This is a genomic window from Pantoea sp. DY-15, from assembly GCF_019795935.1.
Taxonomy (GTDB): Bacteria; Pseudomonadota; Gammaproteobacteria; order Enterobacterales; family Enterobacteriaceae; genus Pantoea; species Pantoea leporis.
Map to the genome: position 1 here is coordinate 503,187 of NZ_JAIMIF010000002.1, position 24,769 is coordinate 527,955.

General features: G+C 59.9%; 18 protein-coding genes and 1 riboswitch. Of the genes, 4 read left to right on the forward strand and 14 right to left on the reverse strand.

Annotated features, from left to right (window positions below):
• Positions 1-118: 118 nt before the first annotated feature.
• Positions 119-8,518 carry a non-ribosomal peptide synthetase gene (locus K5Y32_RS11045; protein WP_222183721.1) on the forward strand — a complete coding sequence of 2,800 codons (8,400 nt, stop codon included), beginning with the start codon at positions 119-121 and terminating at the stop codon, positions 8,516-8,518.
• A gap of 147 nt (positions 8,519-8,665) precedes the next feature.
• Positions 8,666-9,928 (forward strand): enterobactin transporter EntS, encoded by a 1,263-nt coding sequence (gene entS / locus K5Y32_RS11050; protein WP_222183724.1) that lies wholly within the window; start codon positions 8,666-8,668, stop codon positions 9,926-9,928.
• Here the strand turns inward: entS and fepB are convergent.
• The 8 genes from fepB to K5Y32_RS11090 form a co-directional block, all read right to left on the reverse strand.
• Positions 9,925-10,875 carry a Fe2+-enterobactin ABC transporter substrate-binding protein gene (gene fepB, locus K5Y32_RS11055; protein ID WP_222183726.1) on the reverse strand — a complete coding sequence of 317 codons (951 nt, stop codon included), beginning with the start codon at positions 10,873-10,875 and terminating at the stop codon, positions 9,925-9,927. The genes entS and fepB overlap by 4 nt on opposite strands.
• Before the next feature lie 211 nt (positions 10,876-11,086).
• Positions 11,087-12,016 (reverse strand): ABC transporter substrate-binding protein, encoded by a 930-nt coding sequence (locus tag K5Y32_RS11060; protein ID WP_222183729.1) that lies wholly within the window; start codon positions 12,014-12,016, stop codon positions 11,087-11,089.
• 9 nt (positions 12,017-12,025) lie between these two features.
• Positions 12,026-12,760 carry an ABC transporter permease gene (locus K5Y32_RS11065; protein ID WP_222183731.1) on the reverse strand — a complete coding sequence of 245 codons (735 nt, stop codon included), beginning with the start codon at positions 12,758-12,760 and terminating at the stop codon, positions 12,026-12,028.
• Complete coding sequence (locus K5Y32_RS11070) at positions 12,744-13,460, reverse strand: ABC transporter ATP-binding protein (protein ID WP_222183733.1); 717 nt, start codon at positions 13,458-13,460, stop codon at positions 12,744-12,746. The genes K5Y32_RS11065 and K5Y32_RS11070 overlap by 17 nt, the downstream gene beginning before the upstream one ends.
• Positions 13,457-14,422 carry a HesA/MoeB/ThiF family protein gene (locus K5Y32_RS11075; RefSeq protein WP_222183735.1) on the reverse strand — a complete coding sequence of 322 codons (966 nt, stop codon included), beginning with the start codon at positions 14,420-14,422 and terminating at the stop codon, positions 13,457-13,459. Before K5Y32_RS11075 ends, K5Y32_RS11070 begins: the two co-directional genes overlap by 4 nt.
• Positions 14,423-14,433: 11 nt before the next feature.
• Positions 14,434-15,192, reverse strand: a complete 759-nt coding sequence (locus K5Y32_RS11080) for a thiazole synthase (protein WP_222183737.1) — start codon at positions 15,190-15,192, stop codon at positions 14,434-14,436.
• Positions 15,193-15,195: 3 nt separating this feature from the next.
• Complete coding sequence (gene thiS, locus K5Y32_RS11085; RefSeq protein WP_110866723.1) at positions 15,196-15,393, reverse strand: sulfur carrier protein ThiS; 198 nt, start codon at positions 15,391-15,393, stop codon at positions 15,196-15,198.
• Complete coding sequence (locus K5Y32_RS11090) at positions 15,377-16,321, reverse strand: FAD-dependent oxidoreductase (protein WP_222183740.1); 945 nt, start codon at positions 16,319-16,321, stop codon at positions 15,377-15,379. The genes thiS and K5Y32_RS11090 overlap by 17 nt, the downstream gene beginning before the upstream one ends.
• A gap of 129 nt (positions 16,322-16,450) precedes the next feature.
• Positions 16,451-16,570, reverse strand: a riboswitch (TPP riboswitch).
• Positions 16,571-16,745: 175 nt separating this feature from the next.
• Here K5Y32_RS11090 and K5Y32_RS11095 point away from each other — a divergent pair.
• On the forward strand, positions 16,746-17,183 hold the full coding sequence (locus K5Y32_RS11095) for a 6,7-dimethyl-8-ribityllumazine synthase (protein WP_007891239.1): 438 nt from the start codon (positions 16,746-16,748) through the stop codon (positions 17,181-17,183).
• Positions 17,184-17,277: 94 nt separating this feature from the next.
• Here the strand turns inward: K5Y32_RS11095 and K5Y32_RS11100 are convergent, their stop codons facing one another.
• Both K5Y32_RS11100 and K5Y32_RS11105 read right to left on the reverse strand, forming a co-directional pair.
• Entirely contained in the window at positions 17,278-18,591 is a 1,314-nt protein-coding gene (locus tag K5Y32_RS11100; RefSeq protein ID WP_222183742.1) for an MFS transporter, read from the reverse strand.
• Between the two features lie 187 nt (positions 18,592-18,778).
• Complete coding sequence (locus K5Y32_RS11105; protein ID WP_222183744.1) at positions 18,779-19,504, reverse strand: pirin family protein; 726 nt, start codon at positions 19,502-19,504, stop codon at positions 18,779-18,781.
• A 123-nt stretch (positions 19,505-19,627) separates the two neighbouring features.
• Between K5Y32_RS11105 and K5Y32_RS11110 the strand changes: the two genes are divergently transcribed.
• Positions 19,628-20,503 carry a LysR family transcriptional regulator gene (locus K5Y32_RS11110; RefSeq protein ID WP_222183746.1) on the forward strand — a complete coding sequence of 292 codons (876 nt, stop codon included), beginning with the start codon at positions 19,628-19,630 and terminating at the stop codon, positions 20,501-20,503.
• A 104-nt stretch (positions 20,504-20,607) separates the two neighbouring features.
• Here the strand turns inward: K5Y32_RS11110 and K5Y32_RS11115 are convergent, their stop codons facing one another.
• The 4 genes from K5Y32_RS11115 to K5Y32_RS11130 form a co-directional block, all read right to left on the reverse strand.
• The gene (locus K5Y32_RS11115; RefSeq protein WP_222183755.1) at positions 20,608-21,840 is read right to left on the reverse strand and encodes an MFS transporter; all 1,233 of its coding nucleotides are present in this window, start codon (positions 21,838-21,840) and stop codon (positions 20,608-20,610) included.
• A 203-nt stretch (positions 21,841-22,043) separates the two neighbouring features.
• The gene (locus K5Y32_RS11120; protein ID WP_222183758.1) at positions 22,044-22,976 is read right to left on the reverse strand and encodes an ROK family protein; all 933 of its coding nucleotides are present in this window, start codon (positions 22,974-22,976) and stop codon (positions 22,044-22,046) included.
• Positions 22,973-23,839 (reverse strand): ABC transporter permease, encoded by an 867-nt coding sequence (locus K5Y32_RS11125; protein ID WP_222183760.1) that lies wholly within the window; start codon positions 23,837-23,839, stop codon positions 22,973-22,975. The genes K5Y32_RS11120 and K5Y32_RS11125 overlap by 4 nt, the downstream gene beginning before the upstream one ends.
• Positions 23,839-24,759, reverse strand: coding sequence for an ABC transporter permease (locus tag K5Y32_RS11130; RefSeq protein ID WP_101761054.1), 921 nt, complete (start codon positions 24,757-24,759; stop codon positions 23,839-23,841). Before K5Y32_RS11130 ends, K5Y32_RS11125 begins: the two co-directional genes overlap by 1 nt.
• Positions 24,760-24,769 lie beyond the last annotated feature (10 nt).

The window sequence follows — 24,769 nt, forward strand, 5'->3', positions numbered from 1 at the left end:
GCAAGGCGGCAAGTGCGCGAATCCCCAGGAGCTTACTGAAGTAAGTGACTGGGGTGAACGCATGCAGCCAACGCGGCTGCAGCTTGAAGGATGACGGGAATTAGACAGGAATTGTCCTTTGGCATCGCTAAACAATCATTCTCTAGCCTATCCACTCGTTGCGGCGCAGCCCGGCATCTGGATCGCTGACAGCATTGCGCAGCAGCGCAATCAATTTACCGTGGCACACTACAGCGTGCTGCACGGCGACATCAGTCAGGCGGCGCTGGACAGCGCCATTCAGCAGGCGATGGCGGAAGCCGATACCGTGCAGGCGCGCTTTGGCCTTGACGATAATGGTAATCCGGCGCAGTGGTTCGGAGCGCAAGCGCCGGTCGCGCCGGAGTGGCACGATTTCAGCCAGCGCGCCGATGCCAGCAGCCAGGCGCACAAACTGATGCAGGCCGATCTCGCCGCCGAACTGCCCGCCGACGGCGACAAACCGCTCTATCGTCACGCGCTGATGCGCATCGGCGACGGCAGCTGGCTGTGGTATCAGCGCTATCATCATTTGCTGGTAGATGGCTTCAGCTTTGAAGCGCTGACTCAACGCGTCGCAGCGATCTACGCCGCCCTTTGCGCCGGCGAAGCGCCCGCGCCCTCGCCGTTTACCCCGTTCACCACGGTGATTGAAGAGATTCAGCAGTGGCAGGATTCGCCGGCTTTTGCCCGCTCCGCTAGCCACTGGCAAAGTTACGCGACGGATTTGCCGGAAACCCTGACGCTTGCCAGTGAAAACGTCAGCGATCCCGGCGATCGCCCGATCAGCTGTCAGGTAACGCTGCCGCAACTGGCCACGCTGCGACAGCAGCAACCACTCGCCAACAGCAGCGAAGGCGATATTGTCAGCGCGCTGTTGGTGGCCTATCTGGCGCGCTTCAGTAATAGCCAACGTTTGTCGATTGGCTTCCCGTTTATGCGCCGCATGGGTTCGGCAGCAATTTCTACCCTCGGCCCGGTGGTCAACGTGTTGCCGCTGATTTTCAGCGTCAGCGATGAGATGACCTTGCCGATGCTGGTACAGCAGGTGCAAGGCGAAATCCGCAAAGCGCGCCGTCATCAGCGTTATGAAGCGGAACAGCTGCGCCGCGACCTTGGTCTGGTCGGCAGCAGCCAGGCGCTGTATGGTCCGGTGATTAACGTCAAGGTTTACCACGACGATCTGCAGTTCGATGGCCATGCAGCCCCAACGCACACGCTGGCGATGGGCCCGGTCGACGATCTCGAGTTTGAAGTTGGCTTCCGCGATGGCGCATTGCAGCTGACGCTGGTGGCAAACCCGCGCCGCTACGATGCGCACACGCTACAACGTCACGCCGAGCGCATCAGCCATCTGCTCACGCAGTTCGCGGCGGATGCCGATACGCAAATCGGCGCGCTGTCTCTACTGGCGCCACAGGAACAGATCGATCTGCAACGCTGGTCGACCGGACCAACCATCGTGCCGCCCGCCGATACCCACACCATCGTCGATATCCTGCTGCAAGCCGCTGAGCACTACGGCGAGCAGACCGCAGTGGTGTGCGGCGATCGCAGCCTGAGCTATCGCCAGTTAGCCGATCGCGCGATGCAACTGGCGCATCTGTTGATCGCGCGCGGCCTGCAGGCTGACGACGTGGTGGCGATTGGCATTCCGCGTTCGGTGGATTCACTGGTCGCGATGTTCGGCGTGCTGGCAAGCGGCGCGGCCTATATGCCGCTCGATCTCGACTATCCGCGCGAACGCCTGGCGCTGATGTGCGATGACGCGCAGCCCACGCTGCTGCTGACGCACTCCAGCACGCTGGCGCAAATGCCGGAGTTAACGCATCTGCTGATCGATCAGATTGCGTTGAGCACCCTTTCCACCGCACGACCAGATACCCAGCTGTGTGGCGACGATCTGGCCTACATGATCTACACCTCAGGATCGACCGGCCGCCCGAAAGGCGTGATGAGCACCCATCAAGGTTTGCTCAATCTGTTCCTTTCGCACCGCGAGCATCTGTTTGGCCCGGCGATTGCGCGCTTTAGCGCCAGCAGCCCGCGCCGCATGCGCGCCGGTCACACCGCTTCCTTCTCGTTCGATTCTTCATGGGAACCGCTGTTTTGCATGCTGATGGGCTGCGAGCTGAATATCTTCGACGAAGAGCTGCGCCGCGATGCGTGGGGCCTGATTCAGCAGATGAACGCGGTGCCGGTTGATTTGCTGGATATCACCCCGTCGTTCTTCTCGCAGATGATCGACAGCGGCCTGCTGGAAGCCGACAACCATCGTCCCTCTTTCGTGATGATTGGCGGTGAAGCGGCCACGCCAACGCTGTGGAAGCTGATGCAGCAACAGCAGCAGATGGAGATCCACAACTATTACGGCCCATCGGAATACACCATCGATACGCTGGGCGCCAGCGTCATGGCGTCACCGCAGCCGGTGATTGGTCGTCCGGTGGGCAACAGCGAAGTCTATTTGCTGGATAACCAGTTGCGTCAGGTGCCGATTGGTTCTGCTGGCGAGCTGTATATCGCCGGAACCGGCATCGCGCGCGGTTATCTGCGTCGTCCCGATCTCACCAGCGGACGCTTTGTCGCTAACCCCTTCCGCGATGGCGATGTGATGTACCGCAGCGGCGACCTGATGCGCTGGCGTCAGGATGGACAGCTGGCGTTTATTGGCCGTACCGATCACCAGATTAAAGTGCGCGGTTTCCGCGTCGAACTCGGTGAAGTGGAAAATGCGCTGGTGGCGCTGCCGGAAGTCAGCACCGCCGTGGTGATCGCCGAAGTAATGGGCGCCACGCATCGCCTGATTGGTTACTGCTCGGTGCAGGATGATGCGCTGCGCGCCGATGCCGATCTCAACGCCCGTTTGCTGGCGCAGCTCGCCACGCAGCTGCCGGATTACATGGTGCCTGCGGTGCTGATGGTGCTGGACGAATTGCCGCTCAACGTTAACGGCAAGATTGATCGTCAGGCGTTGCCAAAGCCGCAACAGGCGCAGCAAAGTCAAAGTCGCGCCGCCAGCACGCCGCAGGAGCAGCTGATTTGCCACGCGATTGCCAGCCTGCTGGGGCTGGAGAGCGTTGGCGCGGAAGATGATTTCTTCGCGCTCGGCGGCGACAGCATCTCAGCGATGGGGCTCAGCACCGCCGCCCGACGCGCTGGCTATCTGTTGCGTCCACGCGAAATCTTTGCCGAACGTACCGCCGCCCGCATGGCGCGGGGTTTGCAGCCGCTGGCACAACACCACACCGGCGCGCGCGTCGCGCAACAGGGCGCGATTGGCGGCTTGCCAATTCTGCACTGGTTCAACGCCCAGGCGGGCATCAATGCGCGCTTTGCTCACGGCGTACTGCTGTCGGTGCCGCCGCAGTTGCAGCTCGCACAGGTAAAACAGCTGATCGATCAGCTGGCGCAGGCGCATCCGGCACTCAACGCCTTTACGCGTGGCGATCAGCTGATTGTCGGCGAAGCGCTGACGACGCGCCCTGCCCGCGTGCGTGCGCTGGAGGTGCAGGACCGCGACCAAGCAGCGGAACGGGCGTTCCGCCAGGATGCTGAGGCGCTCGACCCGGCTAACGGCGCGCTGCTGCACGCCACGCTGCTGCAGCAAGATGGCGCCAGCTGTGGGCTGGTGTTAACGCTGCATCACCTGATTGTCGATGGCGTCTCGTGGCGCGTATTGCTGGAAGAACTGCAACAGGCCGGTGACGCGCTGCTCAATAACACGCCGCTGGTGATCCCCGCCGAGGAAACCTCACTGCACGACTGGTCTGCCGCGCTGCTGGCGAACCTTGCGGCGCGCGCCAGCGAGTTACCGTTCTGGCAACAGATGCTGGCGGAACCGCTGCCGCTTGTCGGTCAACGGGCGATTCAGTCCGGCGATCGCCAACAGCATCAACGCACGCTGCTGGATGCATCAACCACGCACGCGCTGCTCAACACGTTGCCGCAGCACTATCGCGCCACCAGCGAAGAGCTGCTGCTGACCTTGTTGACCCTCGCTCTGCGCCAGCTCAACGGCAGCGCACAGCAGCGCGTCACGCTGGAATCGCATGGCCGTGCTGAACTGCATGCGCAGCAGGATCTGGCGCGCACCGTCGGCTGGCTGACGTCCGAATTCCCGCTGCTGCTGCCGTTGCCAGAAAATCCTCATGCGCCGCTCAATGAGTGCGTACGCGCGGTAAAAGCGGTACTGCGTGCGGTGCCGGATCGCGGTATTGGCTACGGGCAGCTGCGCTGGCTCGATGCACATCGCGGCGTGACGCTGGAAAAACTGGCGGCACAACACGCGCCGCAGGTGCTGTTTAACTACCTCGGGCGCTTTACACCGCGCAGCGGTGACTGGACGCCACAGCGCACCGCGCAACAGTTCCGTGACACTTTCGCGGTATTACAGGATGACGCGCTGCCGCTGCAGCACGCGCTGGAACTCAACGTCTTCGTTGAGGAGCAGCCACATGCGGCGCAGCTGGCGCTGAACTGGAGCTGGGCGGACGGCGTGCTCAACGCCGAAGCGATTGCCGATTTACATCGGGCAATGGCGGCTGCCGCGCAGGCGCTGATCGCGCTGGCCCAACAGCAACCGCAGCACGCCGCCCACACGCTGGTGGCCGCCGAGGTGGCGCTGGAAGGCGTTGATGACGCGCTGCTGCAACAGCTGCATGCGCGTCACGGTGCGTTTAGCCATGCGCTGCCGCTATTGCCGCTGCAGAAAGGTTTGCTGTTCCACGCGCAAACCACCGCGCAGCAAGGCAGCTATAACTCGTTAACCCGCCTGACGCTGAGCGGCGACATCAGCGCCGCAGCGGTACAAACCGCGCTCGACGCGGTGTTACAGCGTCATCCGCAGCTGGCGGCGCGCTTCGACGCCGAACTCAGCCTGCAACCGCTGCAGCTGATACCGGAAGGCGAATTGCACTGGCCGCTGACGCTGCTTCAGTTGGGCGAGGAAGAGGACATTCAGGCGTTGGAACATCAGGCGCTGGCGCAGGATCTGTTTAGCCAGCCAATCATGCTGCACGCCACGCTGATCGCCCATCGCGATGGCGCGCGCTGGACGCTACTGCTCAACGCGCATCACTTGGTGGTGGATGGTTGGTCAACGCCGGTGATCCTCAACGATCTGCTCAGCGCGCTGCGCCAGCAAATCTTGCCCGCGCACAGCAGCAGCTACGCCGACATCGTGCGTCAGCTCAGCCAGCGCGACAGCCATGAAGCGCGTCAGCAGTGGCAAGCTTGCCTGAAAGACGTGCGTCCGACGCTGCTTTATCCGCAGGCCGCCGATAGCGCGGTTAACGAAAAGCGCATTACGCTAGATGCCACACTGGAGCGGGAACTCTATGCGCTGTGCCGGGCGCGCGGCTTAACCCTGAACACCGTGATGCAGGGATTGTGGGGCTTGCTGCTGTCGGTCGCCAGCGGCCAGCAAGACGTGGTGTTTGGTGCGCCGGTTTCTGGCCGTTTTGGTCAGATTGACGGTATCGATCAGCACGTTGGCCTGTTCAGCAACACGCTGCCGGTGCGGGTGCGTTTCGATCATCAACGTCCGTTACTGGCGCAGCTCGCCGATCATCAGGCGCAGCAAATCCAGCTGATTGAGCAGGATTGCCTCGGCCTCGCCGAGATTCAGCAGTTGGTCGGCGCCGGTACGCTGTTCGATACCTTGCTGGTGGTGGAGAACTATCCGGACAACCAAACGCTGCTGGATGCCAAAGCCACCGTGCGCTGCGAAGCGATCCATAATCGCGGTTACACGCACTATCCGCTGACGCTGCTGGTGCTGCCGGGCGAACAGCTGACGCTGCTGATGGAGTATCGCAACTGCGTTAGCGAGCCGGAACGTCTTGCCGAGCGGCTGTTACTGCTACTGCAACAGCTGGTCAGCACGCCGGATCTGCCGCTGACGCAGTGGAAATTGCAAACGCTGGCCGAGCAATCGCTACTCGCCTGGGTGAATAACACCGGCGTGCAGCTGGAGAATGAAACCCTGCAGCAGGCGATTGCCCAGCAGGCGGCGCGCACGCCGGACGCGCTGGCGCTAATGGATGTGGATCACCGTCTGAGCTACGGCGACATGCAGCGTCAGGCCGCGCTGCTGGCGGATCGCCTGATTGAAGCGGGCGTGATGCCAGGCGATATCGTCGCCGTGGCGCTGCCGCGCTCGGTGCGTCTCAGCATTGCGCTCACTGCCATCCTGCAGGCGGGCGCGGCGTACTTGCCGCTGGATATCGGTTATCCCGATGAACGTCTGGCTTATATGGTAGAAGATGCGCGGCCGTGGGTGCTGATCACCGAATCCGCGCTGGAAACCCGCTTTGCCACGTTTGGCACGCTGATGATGTTTGATGGTTTAGCCAGTGAAAACCTTCAACCGCGCCACCCTTTACCGCAGGCGGACGCCAGTCGCCCGGCTTACGTGCTTTACACCTCGGGCTCGACCGGTAAACCAAAAGGCGTGGTGGTGAATCAGCGCGCCATCGTCAATCGCCTGCGCTGGATGCAGGCCAGCTACCCGCTGCGCGCCGACGATGTAGTGTTGCAGAAGACGCCGTGCAGCTTTGATGTATCGGTGTGGGAGTTTTTCTGGCCGCTGATGACCGGTGCGCAGCTGATGATGGCGCCGCCGGAAGCGCACCGCGATCCGCAGGCGCTGTGGCAGCTGATCGACGATTATCGCGTGACCACCCTGCACTTCGTGCCCTCGATGTTAGCGGCCTTTGTCGGCCATCTCGCCGCGCAAACCGAGCAAGCTTGCCCAACGCTGCGCCGCGTATTCTGCAGCGGTGAAGCGCTGGCGTGCGACCTGGCGCGCAGCTATCAGGAGATGATCGCCGCGCCGCTGCACAATCTGTATGGCCCAACCGAAGCCGCCGTCGATGTCACCTGGCAACCGGCCAGCGGCAGCGCGCTGGAAGGCCTTAACGGGCCGGGCGTGCCGATTGGTCGTCCGGTGTGGAACACGCAGCTGCATATTCTCGATAGCCTGCTGCGACCGGTACCGGTTGGCGTGCCGGGCGATCTCTATCTCAGCGGCGTGCAGTTGGCCGATGGCTATTTGCATCGCGCCGATCTTACGTCACAGCGTTTTGTCGCCGCGCCGTTTGCCGAAGGCGAGCGCATGTATCGCACCGGCGATATCGCCAGCTGGCGCGCCGACGGCGCGGTGGAGTATCTCGGCCGCAGCGACGACCAGCTGAAGATGCGCGGACAGCGTATCGAGCCGGGCGAAATCGAACAGGCGTTAGTGGCGCTGCCGGGCGTGGCGCAGGCGGTGGTGGCGGCGCGCGCGCTGACGCAGCACGCCACGCCGGGCGTCGATAACCGTCAGCTGCTCGGCTGGCTGGTGGCCGAAACGGGCGTGGCGCTGGATATCGACGCGGTGAAGCAGCAGCTGGGCGAACGTCTGCCGGCGCATATGCAGCCGGTCAGCTATCTGCTGCTCGACCATCTGCCGCTCAGCGCCAACGGCAAGCTGGATCGTAAAGCGCTGCCGATGCCGCAGCTCAGCGCGCGCAGCGGCCGCCTGCCGCACAGCGCCAATGAACGTCTGCTGGCGGATCTGTTCCAGCAGCTGCTTGGTTGCGACAGCGTGTTTGCCGATGACGACTTCTTCGCTCTCGGTGGTCATTCGCTGCTGGCGATGCGTCTGGCGGCGGAACTGCGCCGTCGTGATGTGCCGCCGCTCAGCGTCGGGCAGATCATCGCCGCGCGCAGCGTGGAGAAGCTGGCGGCGCTGCTTGACGGCGGTGCCAACATTGAAAGCGGTGGCAACGGCGAACTGCTGCCGCTGCGCGCCGGTCACGGCCCGACGCTGTTCTGCATCCATCCGGCATCCGGCTTCGCCTGGCAGTATAGCGCCCTGCTGCACTATCTCGACGGCGACTTCCCGATTGTCGGCCTGCAATCGCCGCGACCAAACGGCGTGATTGCTGCCTGTCACAGCGTGGAGGCGATGTGCGAACGTCATCTGCAGGCAATTCGCCAGCAGCAGCCGAGCGGTCCGTATTTCCTGCTCGGCTATTCACTCGGCGGCACGCTGGCGCAAGGCATCGCGGCACGTTTGCAGGCACAGGGTGAAACGGTAGCATTTCTTGGCCTGCTGGATACCTATCCGGCAGAAGGTCAGGACTGGCGCACGCCGGATGCCGATGAAGCGGAACAGGAAGTGGCGCGTGAGCAGGCCGAGTTTATGGCTGCGACCGAAGATGAGCGCGATCCGCTATTGCGTGAAGAGAAGGCGGCGATGTTTAGCACCATCGTCGCCAACTACAAAGACACCGTTGCACGCCTGGCTGAAGCGCGAACGCCGCGCTATGCCGGCCACGCCACGCTGTTTATGGCCGGGAAAACGCTGCCGCCGGAGATGGATGTGCGCGCCAGTTGGGCACCGTTCGTTGATGAATTGACGATTTTCCCGCTGGATTGCGAACACGCCGATATTCTTTCAGCAGATTCGTTGCAGGTGCTGGGACCGTTGATTAATCGTTTGTTGGCGGGTTGAGGAGTTTAGTGCGGGCATCGAAACGGTGCGCATGAATGCGCACCCTACGAAAACCCACACCGTAGGGTCGCCATTAATGGCGACCGGAAATATACACGCTGTAGGGTCGCCATTAATGGCGACCTCGTTCACATACACTGGAGAATCATGTCTAAGCCCTCGATATTCTTAGATTTCAGTTTGCTCAAAAACAACGCATCGTTCCGCGCGATATTCTGCGCGCGCATGCTCTCGGTATTCGCCCTTGGCATGCTGGCGGTTGGCGTGCCAGTGCAGATTCAGGCAATGACCGGCTCCACGCTGCAGGTCGGCGTGGCGGTAATGCTCGACGGCATCGGCATGTTTATCGGCCTGCTGCTCGGCGGCGTGCTGGCCGATCGCTACGATCGCCGCAAATTAATCCTGTTCGCGCGCGGCACCTGCGGCATCGGCTTTGTGCTGCTCAGCCTCAACGCCTTCAGCCCAGCACCTTCGTTGCTGGCGCTTTACTTCCTCGCCTTCTGGGATGGCTTCTTTGGCGCGCTTGGCATGACCGCGCTAATGGCAGTGATCCCGCTGATCGTCGGACGTGAACATCTGGCGGAAGCCGGTGCGCTCAGCATGCTAACGGTGCGCCTCGGCGCGATTTTGTCGCCCGCGCTCGGCGGCATGATCATCGTTGCGGCGGGTGTCGGTTGGGCGTTTGCGGTCGCCGCGATTGGTACGTTAGCAACGCTGATTCCGCTGGTGCGTTTACCGTCGATGAAGCCCGAACAACAGGAGCCGGAGCATCCGCTGCGCGCGCTGGCGAGCGGCATGCAGTTTGTCTGCCAGCATAAAGTGGTGGGCGCGGTGGTGCTGGTTGGCTTGCTGCTCAGCATGGTTGGCGCGGTGCGTATTCTGTTCCCGGCGCTGGCGCTGACCTTCCATGCCGATGCGTCCGCATTAGGATTGATGTACTCAGCGGTGCCGCTGGGCGCGATGATCGGTGCCTTCACCAGCGGCTGGGTGCGGCAGTTAACGCGCCCGGGATGGGTGCTGATGGGTTGTGCGCTGCTGGCATTTGCCTGCATCGCCTCGCTCGGTCTTTACAGCCATCTACTGCCCGCGCTGCTGGCGCTGGTGTGTTACGGCTACAGCAATGCCATCGCCTCGCTATTGCAGTTTATGCTGACGCAGCACCACACGCCGGATGCGCTGCTGGGACGCGTCAACAGCCTCGGCACCGCGCAGGATGTGACCGGCGATTCGGTTGGGGCATTGGGTTTAGGTGCGCTGGCACGCGTGCTGGCACCGCTGAGCAGCGTGCTATGGTTTGGTGGACTGGCGGCGGGATTGCTGGTGCTGCTGTCGCTGGCGGCGCGCGGCCTGCGCACGGCGCGCCTCGGTGCACAACCGGACGCGCCGCAGCCCGCCACCGCAGAGGCTTAACGGGTAAACTGCCGCTCGATGCTACTGAGCATATTGCTGGCGCTGTAGTAATCGAGGCGGAAAGTATCGTTACCCACGGCAAAGATGTCGTGCTGCTTTACCGCCGGCAGATGGGCGAGGAACGGATTCTTCGCCACCTGCGGCACGGTTTTCTCATCGGCGGCGAACAGCAACAGCGTGTTACCGGTGATGCCATCGGCCATGTTTTCACCGTTCAGCTGAATAATGTCATTGCGCTTACCCATGCTGGTGCTGCCCTGAAAACTGGCGGGCGGCGCGGCCAGGGTAAAGCCCAAATCCTGCAACAGCGCGCCCTGCGCCGATGCTGGCGTCCACAAGTTCATTCCGCGTCCATCTTCGTAATAGACCAGCGCAGAGGTTGGCTGCGGCGGCAGCGTAATCTTGTGACGCACCGTTTCTACTCGTTTGTCGAACGCTGCGATCACCTCTTTGGCATCGGCTTCATGGCCGGTAATCTCGCCCAACTGCAAGGTCAATGCCTGCCAGCTTTTATCGCCGTAGTCGATCACTAACACCGGTGCGATGGTTTGCAGCTGATCGTAGAGACGCAGCGCCGAATCGCCGCCGGTGGCGGCTATCACAATCAAATCCGGCGCTTCGGCGGCAATGGCTTCAGCGTTTGGCTGTGAGATGTAGAGCGGTTTAACCTGCCGCGCTTTTGCCACCGCGCTCCATTGCGTGAAAAAGCCCTGCGCATCCGACACGCTGCTGCTGCGACTGGTGGCGCCGGAGCCGACCAGCGGCGCGTTAATCGCCAGCAAGGTGCCACTTAGCGTGACGCTGGTCGAGACAATGCGCTGCGGCGGCTGTTGCAGAGTGAACGGGCCTTTCGGTGTGGTGATAGTGCGCGGCCAGGTTACGTTGGCGTGAACATGGGTGCAGATGAAAAACAGGCTAAGCAGCAGAGAAAGAGCGGGGAAACGCATCAGGTTGTCCATCACTTGATAGTTGAGAATAAATATCATTATCAAAAATAAGTGTGGGTGCAAGGGAAATTGTGCGTGGTTTCCCTCACCCTAACCCTCTCCCGCAAGCGGGAGAGGGAATGATTAGGTGGTGAGAATGGTTAGGTGGGCGCGGTCGGCTCCCTCTCCCGCGCGCGGGAGAGGGCTGGGGTGAGGGGCAAATCGCACCAACCTACAACGAATAACGCCCCATCGGCGCCACAGCCTTAATCACACCATTACCCTTCATATACTCACCAAACGCCTGATAACGCGCCTGATCAAACGCCGCACTGTGCTGGGCGAAATATGGCAACGTCGCCTGCCACGCTTCGTGATTGAGCGGCGTATTCAGCTCGGGATATTGTTTAATAAACGCAAGCCAGGCTTCCTGCGGATGCGCGCGCAGCCACGCCACACCGGCATCCAGGCCACGTAAAAACGCCGGAATGCGTTTGTCCTGCGCGGCAGTTTTCTGGTTTGCCAGAATGATCAACTCATCATAAGCAGGCACGCCATAATCTTCCGGCTTGAACACCGTTGGCTGCGCGCCTTTGTCTTTCAGATCCAGCAGCTCATAGTTGCGGAAAATAGTCATCGCGCCATCAATCTTGTGTGTCAGCAGCGCTGAAGTAACATCCATATTCAGGTTGATAAGTTTGACTGAGTCAGCATCAACGCCCTGCGCTTTCAGCATATTGCGAATCGCCACATCTTCGGTTCCCGGCACCGCGTAGCCGATGGTTTTGCCAGCGAAATCTTTAAGCGAGTGGATATCGTCTGACACCGTAGTCAGCGTGTTCAGCGGCTGATTGATTAAAGTACCGACGCGAATCACCGGCACCTCTTTATCCACCAGCGTGTAGAGCTGCGGCTGGTAGCTGACGGCGAGATCGACTTTGCCCGCCGCCAGCAGCAGCGGCACGGACGCCGAATCGGCGGGCGCGATCATCTCGACATCCAGCCCCTCTTTCTTAAACGCGCCGCTGTGCTGGGCAGCAAAAATCGCCGCGTGATTGGGGTTGATAAACCAGTCAAGCAGCAGGCGAACTTTCTCCGCCGCCTGCACGTTAGCGGTCGCCAGCAGCAGCAACGCGGTCAATGCCATTCGTAGGGTTTTCACGGTATTTCCTTATGTAGATTGCCAGAGGATTTTCTTGCGCATCAGCGCCACGCTGCCCGAAAGCAGCAGCGCCAGAATCAGTAACAGCAGCAGCGCCGCGAAGCTGGTGGCGGTTTCGAGTCGCGCGTTGGATTGCATCATCAGATAGCCGAGCCCTTCGCTGGCGCCGACCCATTCACCAATCACCACGCCAATCGGGGCCAACACCACCGCCATCTGCAGGCCGGAGAAAAACTGCGGTAACGCGGCAGGCCAGCGCACGCGCCAGAAGATGCGGAAACGCGACGACGTGGAGGTTTGCGCGAGCTCCAGCCAACCGACCGGCGTACGGCACAGCCCATCAAACAGTGACAAGCACAGCGGGAAGAACAGGATCAAAGCCGCCACCACCACTTTTGAGGCGATGCCAAAGCCGAGCCACAGCACCAGCAGCGGCGCGAGGGCAAACACGGGAATTGCCTGGCTGGCGGTGACCAGCGGAAACAGCACGCGACTCAGCAGCGAACTGGCGGCCATCAGCACCGCCAGCGTCACGCCCGCGCCGACGCCCAGCAGCAGCGCCAGCACAATTTCCGCCAGCGTATAGAGCGCGTGATGCCACAGCAGTTGACGATGCAGCCACAGCGCCTCCAGCACCGCCTGCGGCGCGGGCAGCAGGAAACTCGGCACGCCGCTGTGACGCGCCAGTAACCAGCCGCACAGCAGCACCACGATCAGGTAGATCGCGCTAAACACTGTTTTCATGGGTATTCAGTCGGGAGAAGAGTTGCGCCTGCGCCTGCAGGACGTCGGGATGATCAAACGGACGCGGCGCGTCACCGCCGGGAACCGGCCAGCTTTCGATAGCCAGCGGCTGGCCTTGCAGCAGCAGAATGTCATCGGCCATGCGGCACGCTTCAAGCGGATCGTGCGTCACCAGCAGCACAGTTTTGCCCCGCAGTAATCGGGCGGTCAGCGTTTGCAAACTGAGTTTGGTCATCACATCCAGCGTGGCGAAGGGTTCATCCATCAGCACCACGTCGCGCTGCGCATAAAGCGTGCGTGCCAGCGCCACGCGTTGCCGCATGCCGCCGGAGAGTTGATGCGGGGGTGCATGCGTAACGTCGCTGAGTTTTACCTGCTCGAGCAGCGCCAGCGCACGCGGGCGATCCGGCTTGTCGCCGCTGAGCCGCGCCGACAGCATCACGTTGTCGAGCACCGTCAGCCACGGATACAGCAGATCCTGCTGGCCCATCCACGCCACGTTGCCGCTCAAGCCCCGCACCGCGCCCTGCTGCGGTTGGAGTAAACCGGCCACCAACCGCAGCAGCGTACTTTTGCCGATGCCGCTGCGTCCCAGCATTACCGTGGTTTTGCCACCGCGCAGGTGCAGATTCAGCCGCTGACACAGCGGTTTATCGCCCCAGCTAAAGCTCACATCGTTGAAGAGAATGTCCTGATTCATGGGCGATTGGCCGCCAGAATCGCCAGCTGGTGAAATCCGCGCTGCGCCAGCGCGTTAGCGGCCTGCGCGGCACGGATGCCGCTGGCGCACACCAGCACGATGCGCTGCTGGGCGGGCGGCTGCCACGCGGCGATCGCCTGCGGCAAGATGCGCTCAACGCCATCCGCCACGCTGACCGGCGCTTCTTCATAGCTGCGCAGTTCGACAATGCAGTCATCGGCGGCCAACTGCTGCGGATCGATAAACGGCACCGCATATTCCGGCTCTTCAGCATCATCAAAGCGGAACTTGCGGAAGTGCCAGTTCACAAAATCGCAATTCACCAGACAACCGAGCGGTGAAGGTTGTAATTCCAGCAGTACGCTGAGCGCCATCTGCGCCTGCATCGCGCCGAGCGCTGCCACCGCCGGGCCCATCACGCCTGCGGTGTTGCAGTTCGCTGCCGAGGACGGCAAGCGCGGGAACAACGCGCGATAGCTCGGCGCGCCGCCACAGAATCCGCCGACGTAACCTTGCCGTCCCAGCACTGAGGCGCTGATCAGCGGCATGCCCGCCTGCATGCAAGCATCGGAAAGTTGGTAGGTGACGGCAAAGTTATCGGCGGCGTCGATCACCAGATCGCATCCCGCCAGCGCCTGCTGCAGATTGCTGGCGCTCAGCAACTGCTGCAGCGCCTCGATTTGCACCTGCGGATTGCGCTGCTGCAAGGCGTGCTGCGCGCGCAGCACTTTGGGCTGGTTAATATCCTGCTCAGTAAACAACGTTTGCCGATGCAGATTATGCAGCGCCACCACATCGTCGTCATACAGCCGAATATGGCCGACGCCCGCGCCCACCAGCTGCGGCAGGAGCGTGGCGCCTAGTCCGCCCGCGCCCGCCACCAGCACGCGCGCGTTAAGTAGCTTTTGCTGCCCGGCTTCGCCGATTTCCACCAGCATCATCTGGCGTTGATAACGTTGCATTTTTGCCGTCCTTAACTCAGATTTGCCAGGCCGAAGATCGGCGTGGACGCGGCTGCCATATCGCGCTTCTCCATCAGTCCGGCAGCGCGCGCGGCCTGTCCGGCTTCAATCGCCAGCCGGAAGGCGTTGGCCATGCCGACTGGATCGCCGGCTTTGGCGACGGCGGTGTTGAGCAAAATGCCATCGAAGCCCATTTCCATCGCCTGCGCCGCCTGCGACGGCGCGCCAATGCCCGCATCAATGATCAGCGGGATGTCGCTGAACCACGCGCGCATGGCGCGCAGGCCGTCGATGTTACGCAAACCCTGGCCGGAACCAATCGGCGCGCCCCACGGCATCAACAGTTCGCAGCCCGCCGCCAGCAGCTTTTCGCCGACGATCAGATCTTCGGTGGTGTACGGAAATACCTGAAAACCCTCTGCGCTGAGGATGCGCGCGGCTTCCACCAGTGCGAAAGGATCGGGTTGCAGCGTGTCGGCATGGCCGATTACTTCCAGTTTGATCCACGCGGTGTTGAACAGTTCGCGCGCCATGTGCGCGGTGGTGACGGCCTCTTTTACCGTGTGACAACCGGCGGTATTCGGTAACACGCGGATATTGAGGCTGGTCAGCAGTTCGCGGAAAGCCGCGCCCGCCGCGCCTTCGCGCCGCAAACTGACGGTGATGATGTCGGTGCCGGCGGCGGCAATCGCCTGCTGCAAAATGGCGGGCGACGGATAACCGGCGGTGCCGAGCAGGAAGCGTGATTGCGGTTTAAAATCGTAAAACATCGCTTAACCTCCCTGCATCGGTGACAGCACTTCGAGCTGGCAACCTTCATCCAGCCGCTGCGTGTCGTACTGACTTTTTGGCACAAACGCACCGTTGTAGGCGGTGGCGACGCAGGCCACATCAATTTGCTGCTCGATCAGCAATTCGCTCAGGCTTGTTGCCTGGGTGCTGATGGCGCGGCCGTTAAGCTGAATATTCATTATTGAGTTCCCCAGAAATGCGTTGCATCAGCTGCTCTGCCAACATGGGTGCCAGCAGAAAACCGTGGCGATACATGCCGTTGAGATAAAAGGTGTGATTGTGATAGTGGATTTCCGGCAGATTCGCCGGATAGGCCGGACGCAGCCCGCTACCGCTCTCAATCACGCGCGCTTCGGCTAAGGCGGGATGGATGGCGTAGGCGGCGCTGAGTAACTCCATCATGGCGCGCGCGCTGATGGCGCTGGCATCGTCGCTCTCAATCATGGTGGCGCCGAGCATAAAGTGGCCGCCGCGACGCGGCACCAGATAGCAGGGAAAACGCGGATGCAGCAGACGAATCGGGCGGGAAAACTGCACTTCATCGCTGTGCAAAATCAGCATCTCGCCGCGCACCGCACGCAGGCGCGGCAGTTGCGGCGCGGCGTGGATGCCGCGACAATCGATAATTTGGCCGCTCGGCGCGTGATTGCTGAATGACACGCCGCGCGCGATCAGCGCGTCACGCATCTCCTGCAACGCCAGACGCGGATCGAGATGCGCTTCCCCGGCGAAAAACAGACCGCGCGCAAAGCGCCCTTCCAGCGCCGGTTCAATGTTGGCGGGATCGACCCATTGATGCTGCTCGGTCATGCGGGCGAAACGGTTGAGTTCCAGGCTATCGCGCGGCGGCGCAACCACCAACGTGCCCTGATGCTCGACGCTGCTGACGCGCTGTTGCCACCACGCGGCGGCGTGTTGCCCAACAGTGATAACATCGCGCGGCGCGCTTTCGGCTTCACACCAGGGCGCTAGCATGCCGCCAGCAAACCACGATGCCGGGCGGCGCGCGTCATCGCCCATCACCTCAACGTCTTCACCGCGTTCCGCCAGCAAAGTGGCTACGCATAGGCCCGCCACGCCGCAGCCAAGCACGCTCCAGCGGCTCACAGCGCCGGTTCCAGGATGTTCAAACAGGGGGAATTCACATCGGCCTCTCAGTGTTAGCTGAGACCCGCAGATACAGGAGAAGGGAAATGGCGCGTCCATCGAGATTGTTTGGGCGCCAGACAGCCCAAAAAACAAGACTGTCAGTCTTCCTACGCCAGTATCAACTGGGTCAGGTTCAAAGGGTCGCTAAACCGCGCAGTGCGCTATTAGCCTCTCAGTCTCTTTGGCGAGACTCCCCCGACGCGTCTATTTGTATTGCAGGCGATGGTCGCCGTCAAGCGCGGAATAACCGGATGCTTTACGTGGCTTTTAGCATCACGGCATTTATCGCTACTTAGGCTTTGTGGATCACAAACGTAACATATGGTATACAAACACATTATTTTATGCGCAAGAAAACATTACAGGTGATGTCGGAATAACCATGAACAATATTAAAATTGCATTTATTAAAGCCGGCTGGCACAAAGAAATTGTCCATAATGCCCTGGTGGGTTTTGAAAAAGAATTAGCCGATCAATCCGTAGAAGCACAATTAAAAGTGCTGGAAGTGCCTGGCGCATTTGAAATGCCGCTGCTGGCTAAGCGTCTGGCTGAAACCGGCAAGTACGATGCGATTGTCTGCGCTGCGCTGGTGGTTGACGGCGGTATCTATCGCCATGATTTCGTTGCCGCTGCGGTAGTTGATGGTCTGATGAATGTGCAGCTGACCACCAACGTACCGGTGTTCTCAGTTTCATTAACGCCACATAATTTCCAGCCGGTTGATGTTATCGAAAACTTCTATACCGAGCATTTCATTAAGAAAGGCAAAGAAGCGGCGCGCGCGGTGCTGGCTATTCACAATCTTTCGATTGATTGATGCATTAAAAAGGGAGCACCTCAGCAGGCGCTCCCTTTTTATTAATTCTGCCTTTCAATAGTTAATATTCAGAATAGTGCCATCCTCGCCTCATTCAATGTTTTACACTCATCAAATGATTACTCTTCATATGTCGGCGCGTTTCAGACGGATTGATATCGCACTCCTTAGGCAGCATTAGCGTAAAGATTCCGGCAATCACCAGCGAACCCGCCAGCCAGCAGATCGCCACGTTTTGGCTGTACAGCAGCGTCATGATCCCGACTAAGTACGGTCCGCAGAATCCGCCCAGATTACCCAAGCCATTGATTACGCCACGCGCGCTGCCCGCCACTTCCGGCGCAGCGATGCGTCCGGGAATCGACCAAAACGGGCTGGTTGCCGCTTTGAGGAAGAAGCCGCACACCACCAGCGCGATATAGGCCGCAACCACGTTGTCGTGCAATACCACCGACGCCAGCAACGCGGCGGCAAAGCAGAACAGCGACACCATCACCCACAAACGGCGCTTGCCGGTGCGATCGCTTAACCATGAAATGGCGTAGATGCCGAGCACCGTCGCCACAAAAGGAATCGCCGCCAGCAGGCCAACGCCCGCCATATTGGTGCCGGTGAGATTTTTCAGGATACTCGGCAGCCACAGCGTGTAACCGTAATCGCCAGTTTGATAGAAAAAGTTGAGCGCCACCAATTTCATCAGCCCCGAGTTGCGAAACACCGCTTTCAACGGCGCTTTGCTGACCGGCTCCTTTTGCAGATGCTGGGCTTTTTCGCGCGCCAGTTCGCGCAGCAGATACTCCTTTTCAAGCGCCGGTAACCAGCGCGCCTCTTCAGGACGATCGGCGATCACCAGCCACCACACCAGCAGCACCACCGCAGACAGCAGGCCTTCGATAATGAATAGCCAGCGCCAGTCCAGCACATTAATGATGTAACCCGATATTGGCGCGGTAAACATGCCGCCTAACGGCGCGAACATCATGACAAAGGCGTTAGCGCGACCCAGCTCTTTCTCCGGGAACCAGTTGCTGACCATGGTTAACACCACCGGCAACATGCCGCCTTCGGAAATCCCCAGCACGAAACGCAGCGCCAACAGCTGATAGTGATTGGTGACAAAACCGGTGGCGATGGAGACCACCATCCACGCGGCCAGCGACCAGGCAATAAAGCGTTTGCCGCTGCCATTCACCGCAATACGTCCGCCCGGCACCTGTAAAAACAGATAGCCGATAAAGAAGATGCCGCTCACCATGCCGGCCATTTGGCTGGTGATCGCTAAATCCTGATCCATGCCGCCAGGCAGCGCAAAGCTGATATTGACGCGATCCATGAATGAGACAATGCAGGTGATAAGAATTGGGGCGATGACGCGATACCAGCGCGTTCCGGGGATTTTTTCTTGCATGCTGCCCTCTCCATGTTAAGCCGTGATGCTTAGGTTCATTGGCTAACCATTAAAGAGAGTATGGAAATAATTATTGCGATCGTAATCACTGCAATTAATGTTAAGAAAAAGTGTTACATACGCTGTGATCGCGCATAAAAAAAAGCAGCGCGATGGCTCGCACTGCTCTTTGCGGTATTTTTAATCATTAACGCTGTGGATGATTCACTTCCAGCGGACGCAGATCAAACACTAGCACTTCCGCATCATCACCGTTAGCGAACTGCAGCGCGCGTTCGTTGCGAACGCGTGCGCCGTCGCCTTCTTTGAACTTCACGCCGTTCACTTCGATGCTGCCGCGTGCCACGTGAATGTAGGCGTAACGATCGGCATCCAGCGCGAGGGTTTGCTGCTCGACGCCGTCGAACAGTCCGGCATAAATGCGGATGTCCTGACGTACGCTGAGTGAACCGTTGTCCCCTTCCGGCGAGATAATCAGGCGCAGCTGACCACGTTTGTCACTTTCCTCCACCGAAATCTGCTGATAACCCGGAGGCGAATTACGTTCGCCAGGCACAATCCAGATCTGCAGGAAGTGCACGTTATCCGTTTTTGAGTGGTTAAACTCGCTGTGCGTGACGCCGCTGCCGGCGCTCATCAGCTGCACATCACCGGGCACAATCACCGAACCGGTGCCCATGGAATCTTTATGCTCCAGCGCGCCTTCCAGCACGTAGGAGATGATCTCCATGTTGTTGTGCGGATGCGCACCAAAGCCGCGACCCGGTGCAACGCGGTCATCATTGATCACCAGCAAGTCTGAGAAGCCGGTTTGTTTTGGATCCCAGTAACTGGCGAAAGAGAACGTATGATGCGAATTCAACCAACCATGGTCACCCACTCCGCGTTGTTCTGATAGGCGTTGTTCAATCATGGTCTGCTCCTCAAATTTGCTGTTGGGGGGCGATTGCCCTTCCCGTTGCAAACAAGTATACGTAAACTGATTTGCCTAACAATGCGTCATAATGACAATGACTGTCACCGATAAGTGGACAATATGCAGATTGAAGATCTCCGTATTTATGTAGCCGTGATCAAGGCCGGTAACTTCACCGCCGCCGCCGAACAGCTGATGCTGTCGAAGCAGTATGTCAGTCGCCGCATCGCCACGCTGGAGGAGTCGCTCGGCGCGCGGCTTTTGAATCGCAACACGCGTAAGCTGTCGGTGACCGATAACGGTCAGCTGTTTGCGCAGCACGCGCAGCGCATTCTCGATGATGTGCAGGAAGCCGAGCTGGCGGTATCGGGGCGTCGACAGGTGCTGCAAGGCAGTTTTCGCCTGAGCGTGCCGATGTCGTTTGGCATCAGCCATCTGTCGCCGTTTATTGCTGAGTTTCTGAGCCAGCATCCGGGTTTGCAGTTTCAGGTTGAGCTGGCGGATCGGCATGTCGATATGGTTGGCGAAGGATTTGATATGGCGATCCGCATCGGTACGCTGCCGGATTCGAGTTTGATCGCCAAGCGGCTGGGCGAGTTTCGTCGCGTGATCTGCGGCAGCCCGTCATACCTGCAGGGCGCAGGCGCGCCGCTTACGCCGGAGGAGCTGAGCGAGCATTTGTGCCTGCGCTATGGACGCGAAAGCCAGACCGGCTGGGAATTGTTTAACGGCGACCAGCGCAAAGTGATTAGCGTGCATGGGCCGATGGTGAGTAATAACGGGGAAATGCTGCGTGACGCGGCGGTGGCCGGGTTGGGTTTGATTCTGCTGCCGGAGTTTATTGTGGCGCCAGCGCTGGCAAGCGGTGAGTTGGTGACGGTGTTAGAAGAGTGGCAGCCGACCTCGCTGCATCTTAATGCGCTCTATCCGCAGCATCGTCAGCGCAGTGAGATCAATCGGGTGTTTATGACATTTTTGCAGCAGAAGTTGGCGTAAAAATTAATTACCCCTTGCGGCGCGATCTATTGCGCATATTTAGGGCGGCAATGTGCCCAGCCCGGCAATACGTAATATATCGCGCCGCTACGGTAGGTAGGGTGTTAATGACTTTCGTGCGCGAAGGTAATCGATTTACGGCGCGCATCGCGCATCGCCACCGCATGGATCAGCAGACCCAACACCGCCAGAATCGCGCCCACCCAACCGGTGGATTGCCATCCCAGACCAGCAGAAATGGTCACACCGCCCAGCCATGCGCCAAGCGCGTTGGCGAGGTTAAACGCCGAATGGTTCATCGCCGCCGCCATGGTTTGCGCGTCACCGGCGACATCCATCAAACGGATCTGCAGCACCGCCGCCAGCGCCACCATGGTGCCCACCAGCATCACGTTGATGGCACCTGCCAGCGCATAATGCGCGGCAAACACGAAGGCGCTGAGCACCAAAAATGACCAGATCAGCAAAATGCGGATGGTCTTTTCAATGCCGCGATCGGCCAGACGACCGCCAGCGATGTTACCGATGATCATGCCTAAACCAAACAACGCCAGCACCGCCGGGATCCAGCTCACCGGCATCTGCGCCAGTTCGGTCATGGTCGGCTTCACGTAGCTAAACACCGAAAACAAACCGCCGCTGCCCACCGCGCCAATCGCCAGCGTCAGCAGTACCTGTTTGCGCGTCAGCGCCGACAATTCGCGCAGCGGGCTGGCATTTTTGTCGCCCGCCACGTTTGGCACCCACAGCCAAATCAGCAGCAAGGTTATCACCGCCAGACCGCCGACAATGGCGAAGGCATCGCGCCAGCCAAACCATTGGCCGATAGCCGTGACGGCGGGCACGCCGAGTAAGTTGGCGATGGTCAGGCCAAACAGCACCATTGAGACCGCTTGCGCGCGTTTACGCCGTTCAACCAAACCGGCTGCGACCAACGCCGCCACGCCGAAGAAGGTGCCGTGCGGGAATCCGGCGAGGAAACGCGCCAGCAGCATGGAATAATAACCCGGCGCAATGGCGCTTAGCAGGTTGCCGGCGGCAAACAGGCCCATCAGCGTCATCAGGAAATTACGGCGTGAGGCGCGCGCGCCCAGCACCGCCAGCAGCGGCGCACCAATCACCACACCCAGCGCGTAGATACTGATGAGATGTCCCGCCGAGGGGATCGATACGTTGAGACCTTTGGCTGCATCGGGCAGCAGTCCCATGATGACGAATTCGCCGGTACCAATGGCAAAGCCGCCGGTGCCGAGCGCGAACAAAGCTTTCTGCACGCTTTGACGCGGCAGCGATGCCTCATCCGGCAGCTGAGTAAGTTGGGGTTGTACTGATGACATGAGTTTTCCGAACCGCAAGTGAAGAACTCAGTCAGGATCGTGGGCGCTTAACGCGACAGCCATCGTCGAGACCGAGAAGAGTGAGCGGCATATGATAGCGCAAATACGTGTGAAGGGTTGGCGTTACGGTGCGGCAGCGCTTTGGCAGAGGTCGCCATGAATGGCGACCCTACATCGTAGGGTGCGCATTTATGCGCACCGGGTTAAATGATGCGCGCCAACAGCGCTGCGCCCATCATGCCGCCGTGATGCGCGAACTCGCCTGGCACCACCAGACGATGCGTGGTGCGGCGTAATACGTAACCCTGCACCACCTCATCTAACGCCGCGATCAGTGGAGCCACCGATGCCAATCCGCCGCCAACCGCCACGCGCGATGCGCCGGTGATATTGATGCTGTACGCCAGCGGCTGACCGACAATTTGCAGCCATGCCTGAATGGTTTGCTGCGCCTGTGCATCCTGCTGCTGCCAGCGTTCGATGATCTCAACGCTGCTCGCCGTGCGGTCATGCAACGTCTGATGCAGATTTTCCAGCCCGCGCGCACCGCCGTAGCTGTCGAGACAGCCTTTTTGCCCGCACGAACACGCTTTGCGCGGCAGCCGCCGCGTAACGCCATCGATCTCCACTTCGGTTAATGTGATCGGCCCATGTCCCCATTCGCCGGTCAATCCGTTCTGCCCGGTAATAATGCGGCCATCCGCCACCAATCCGCCGCCAACGCCCGAACCCAGAATCGCGCCAAATACCACTTTGTGCCCTTTTCCCGCGCCCGCCAGCGCTTCCGCCAGCGTGAAGCAGTCGGCATCGTTATGCACAATCACCTTACGTTGCAGCAGCGCCCCTAATTCGTTCGCCAGACGGCGCTGATGAAACGCGGGAATATTGCTGGCAAACATCTCGCCAGAATCGGGTGCCACAATGCCGGCGGTAGAGATCGCCACCGCACTGCTGGCGGTATAATGCAGGTGATGTTGGGCAATCATGCGACTCACCAGCGCGGTGAAGTCGTCCCAACTGGTTGCCGGAATTTTTTGCTGATCGAGAAGGGTTAATTGATCCTGCGCACTCATCACGCCTAACTTAATAAAAGAACCGCCCAGATCGAGGCAAATCACCGCAGATTGTCTACTCATAAACGTTTATCCATCACATCACGCAAACCGTCGCCCAGCACATTGAAGCCCAGCACGGTAATCAAAATCGCCAATCCTGGGAAGAGTGACACATAAATATTCAGGCCGAGGAAGTTGCGCCCATCGCTCATCATGGTGCCCCACTCCGGCATCGGTGGCTGCACGCCTAAACCGAGGAAGGACAAACTGGCGGCAGACAGCACCACCGCGCCCGCCGTCAGCGTCGATTGCACAATCAGCGGACCAATTGAGTTACGCAGAATGTAGTGCGTAATGATGCGCGGATAGCGCACGCCGAGCATATGTGCCGCTTCGATGTACTCCATGTTTTTCAGGCCCAGCGTCAGGTTACGGCTCAGACGCGCATAAACCGGTATTGAGAACAGCGAAATGGCGATCAGCATATTGGTGAGCCCTTCCCCGAGCACGCTAACGATCAAAATCGCCAGCACAATGCCAGGAAAAGCGAAGATGATATCCATCACCCACATGATCAGCGCATCAATTTTGCGTCCGGCTAAGCCAGAAATGATGCCAAGCGGAATGCCGATCACCATTGAGATCGCTACGCTGAGGCTCACTTCAAACAGCGTGATGCGCGCGCCGTAAATCACGCGCGAGAAAATGTCGCGGCCATAATCGTCGGTGCCAAACCAGTGCGCGGCCGAGGGTGCTTGCAAGGTGTTGAGCAGATCCTGCTCCACCGGATCCCAATGGGTAATCAGCGGAGCCAGCGCGGCGGCGAGCACCACCAGCAGCACCAATGCACCGCCGATGGCAATGGACGGGTTTGCAATTAGAGTGCTGATCAGGTGTCGGCTGCGCGAACGCGGCGGCAGCACGGAAGTATCAATGCTGTTCATCAGTCGAACCTTATTTTTGGATTGAGCAAGCCAATCAGGATTTCGCCCACCAGATTCATCAGCACCACGCCAGTCACGGCCACCAGCGTCACACCCTGAATCACCGGATAATCGCGGTAGCGCACCGAATCCACCAGCAAGCGGCCAATGCCCGGCCAATTGAACACCGATTCAGTGACCACCGCGCCGCCAATCAAGCTGCCGAAGTTGAGCGCCACAATGGTGACAATCGGGATCAGTGCATTTCGCAACGCATGCTTCCAGTTAATGCTGGCGGAGGATAATCCCTTGGCTTTGGCGGTACGGATGTAATCCTGACTCAGCACATCCAGCATGCTGGAACGCGTCATGCGGGCGATCATCGCCATCGGCAGGATTGCCAGCGTAACCGTGGGCATGATGTAGTTTTTCCACGAATCGGCGCCCAGCAGCGGTAACCAGCCCAACTCGACCGCGAAGTAATTCATCGCCAGTAGCGCCAGCCAGAAGTTGGCAATCGACGCACCGGCAATGGTCAGCACCATCACGATTTGATCCGGAATACGCTGGCGATAAATGGCGCCTGTCATGCCCGCCGGAACACCTATCGCAATCGCCAGCAGATACGCCAGCGCCGCCAGCGATAAGGTGTACGGCAAACGCTCGCTGATCTCCGTCATCACCGGACGCTGCGACTGCAACGACAAGCCAAGGTTGCCGTGCAGCGCTTCCGCCGCGAACCTGACATATTGCAGCGGCAGCGGCTGATCGAGCCCCAGCCGCACGCGCATACTGTCCACCGCTTCCTGCGGCGCTTCCGGTCCCGCCATCAGCCGCGCCGGATCGCCCGGCAGCGCGCGGATGGCGATAAACACGATAATCGACACGCCGAAAATGATTAACGGCAGCGAAAGCACCTTTTTTGCGACATACGCTTTCATATCACATCAG

Coding starts and splice junctions, on each gene's coding strand:
- K5Y32_RS11115 (WP_222183755.1), bottom strand. CDS start 21,840: ATGTCATCAGTACAACCCCAACTTACTCAGCTGCCGGATGAGGCATCG.
- K5Y32_RS11105 (WP_222183744.1), bottom strand. CDS start 19,504: ATGATTGAACAACGCCTATCAGAACAACGCGGAGTGGGTGACCATGGT.
- fepB (WP_222183726.1), bottom strand. CDS start 10,875: ATGCGTTTCCCCGCTCTTTCTCTGCTGCTTAGCCTGTTTTTCATCTGC.
- thiS (WP_110866723.1), bottom strand. CDS start 15,393: ATGAATATTCAGCTTAACGGCCGCGCCATCAGCACCCAGGCAACAAGC.
- K5Y32_RS11100 (WP_222183742.1), bottom strand. CDS start 18,591: ATGCAAGAAAAAATCCCCGGAACGCGCTGGTATCGCGTCATCGCCCCA.
- K5Y32_RS11120 (WP_222183758.1), bottom strand. CDS start 22,976: ATGAGTAGACAATCTGCGGTGATTTGCCTCGATCTGGGCGGTTCTTTT.
- K5Y32_RS11130 (WP_101761054.1), bottom strand. CDS start 24,759: ATGAAAGCGTATGTCGCAAAAAAGGTGCTTTCGCTGCCGTTAATCATT.
- K5Y32_RS11125 (WP_222183760.1), bottom strand. CDS start 23,839: ATGAACAGCATTGATACTTCCGTGCTGCCGCCGCGTTCGCGCAGCCGA.
- K5Y32_RS11080 (WP_222183737.1), bottom strand. CDS start 15,192: ATGTTTTACGATTTTAAACCGCAATCACGCTTCCTGCTCGGCACCGCC.
- K5Y32_RS11110 (WP_222183746.1), top strand. CDS start 19,628: ATGCAGATTGAAGATCTCCGTATTTATGTAGCCGTGATCAAGGCCGGT.
- entS (WP_222183724.1), top strand. CDS start 8,666: ATGTCTAAGCCCTCGATATTCTTAGATTTCAGTTTGCTCAAAAACAAC.
- K5Y32_RS11075 (WP_222183735.1), bottom strand. CDS start 14,422: ATGCAACGTTATCAACGCCAGATGATGCTGGTGGAAATCGGCGAAGCC.
- K5Y32_RS11095 (WP_007891239.1), top strand. CDS start 16,746: ATGAACAATATTAAAATTGCATTTATTAAAGCCGGCTGGCACAAAGAA.
- K5Y32_RS11065 (WP_222183731.1), bottom strand. CDS start 12,760: ATGAAAACAGTGTTTAGCGCGATCTACCTGATCGTGGTGCTGCTGTGC.
- K5Y32_RS11070 (WP_222183733.1), bottom strand. CDS start 13,460: ATGAATCAGGACATTCTCTTCAACGATGTGAGCTTTAGCTGGGGCGAT.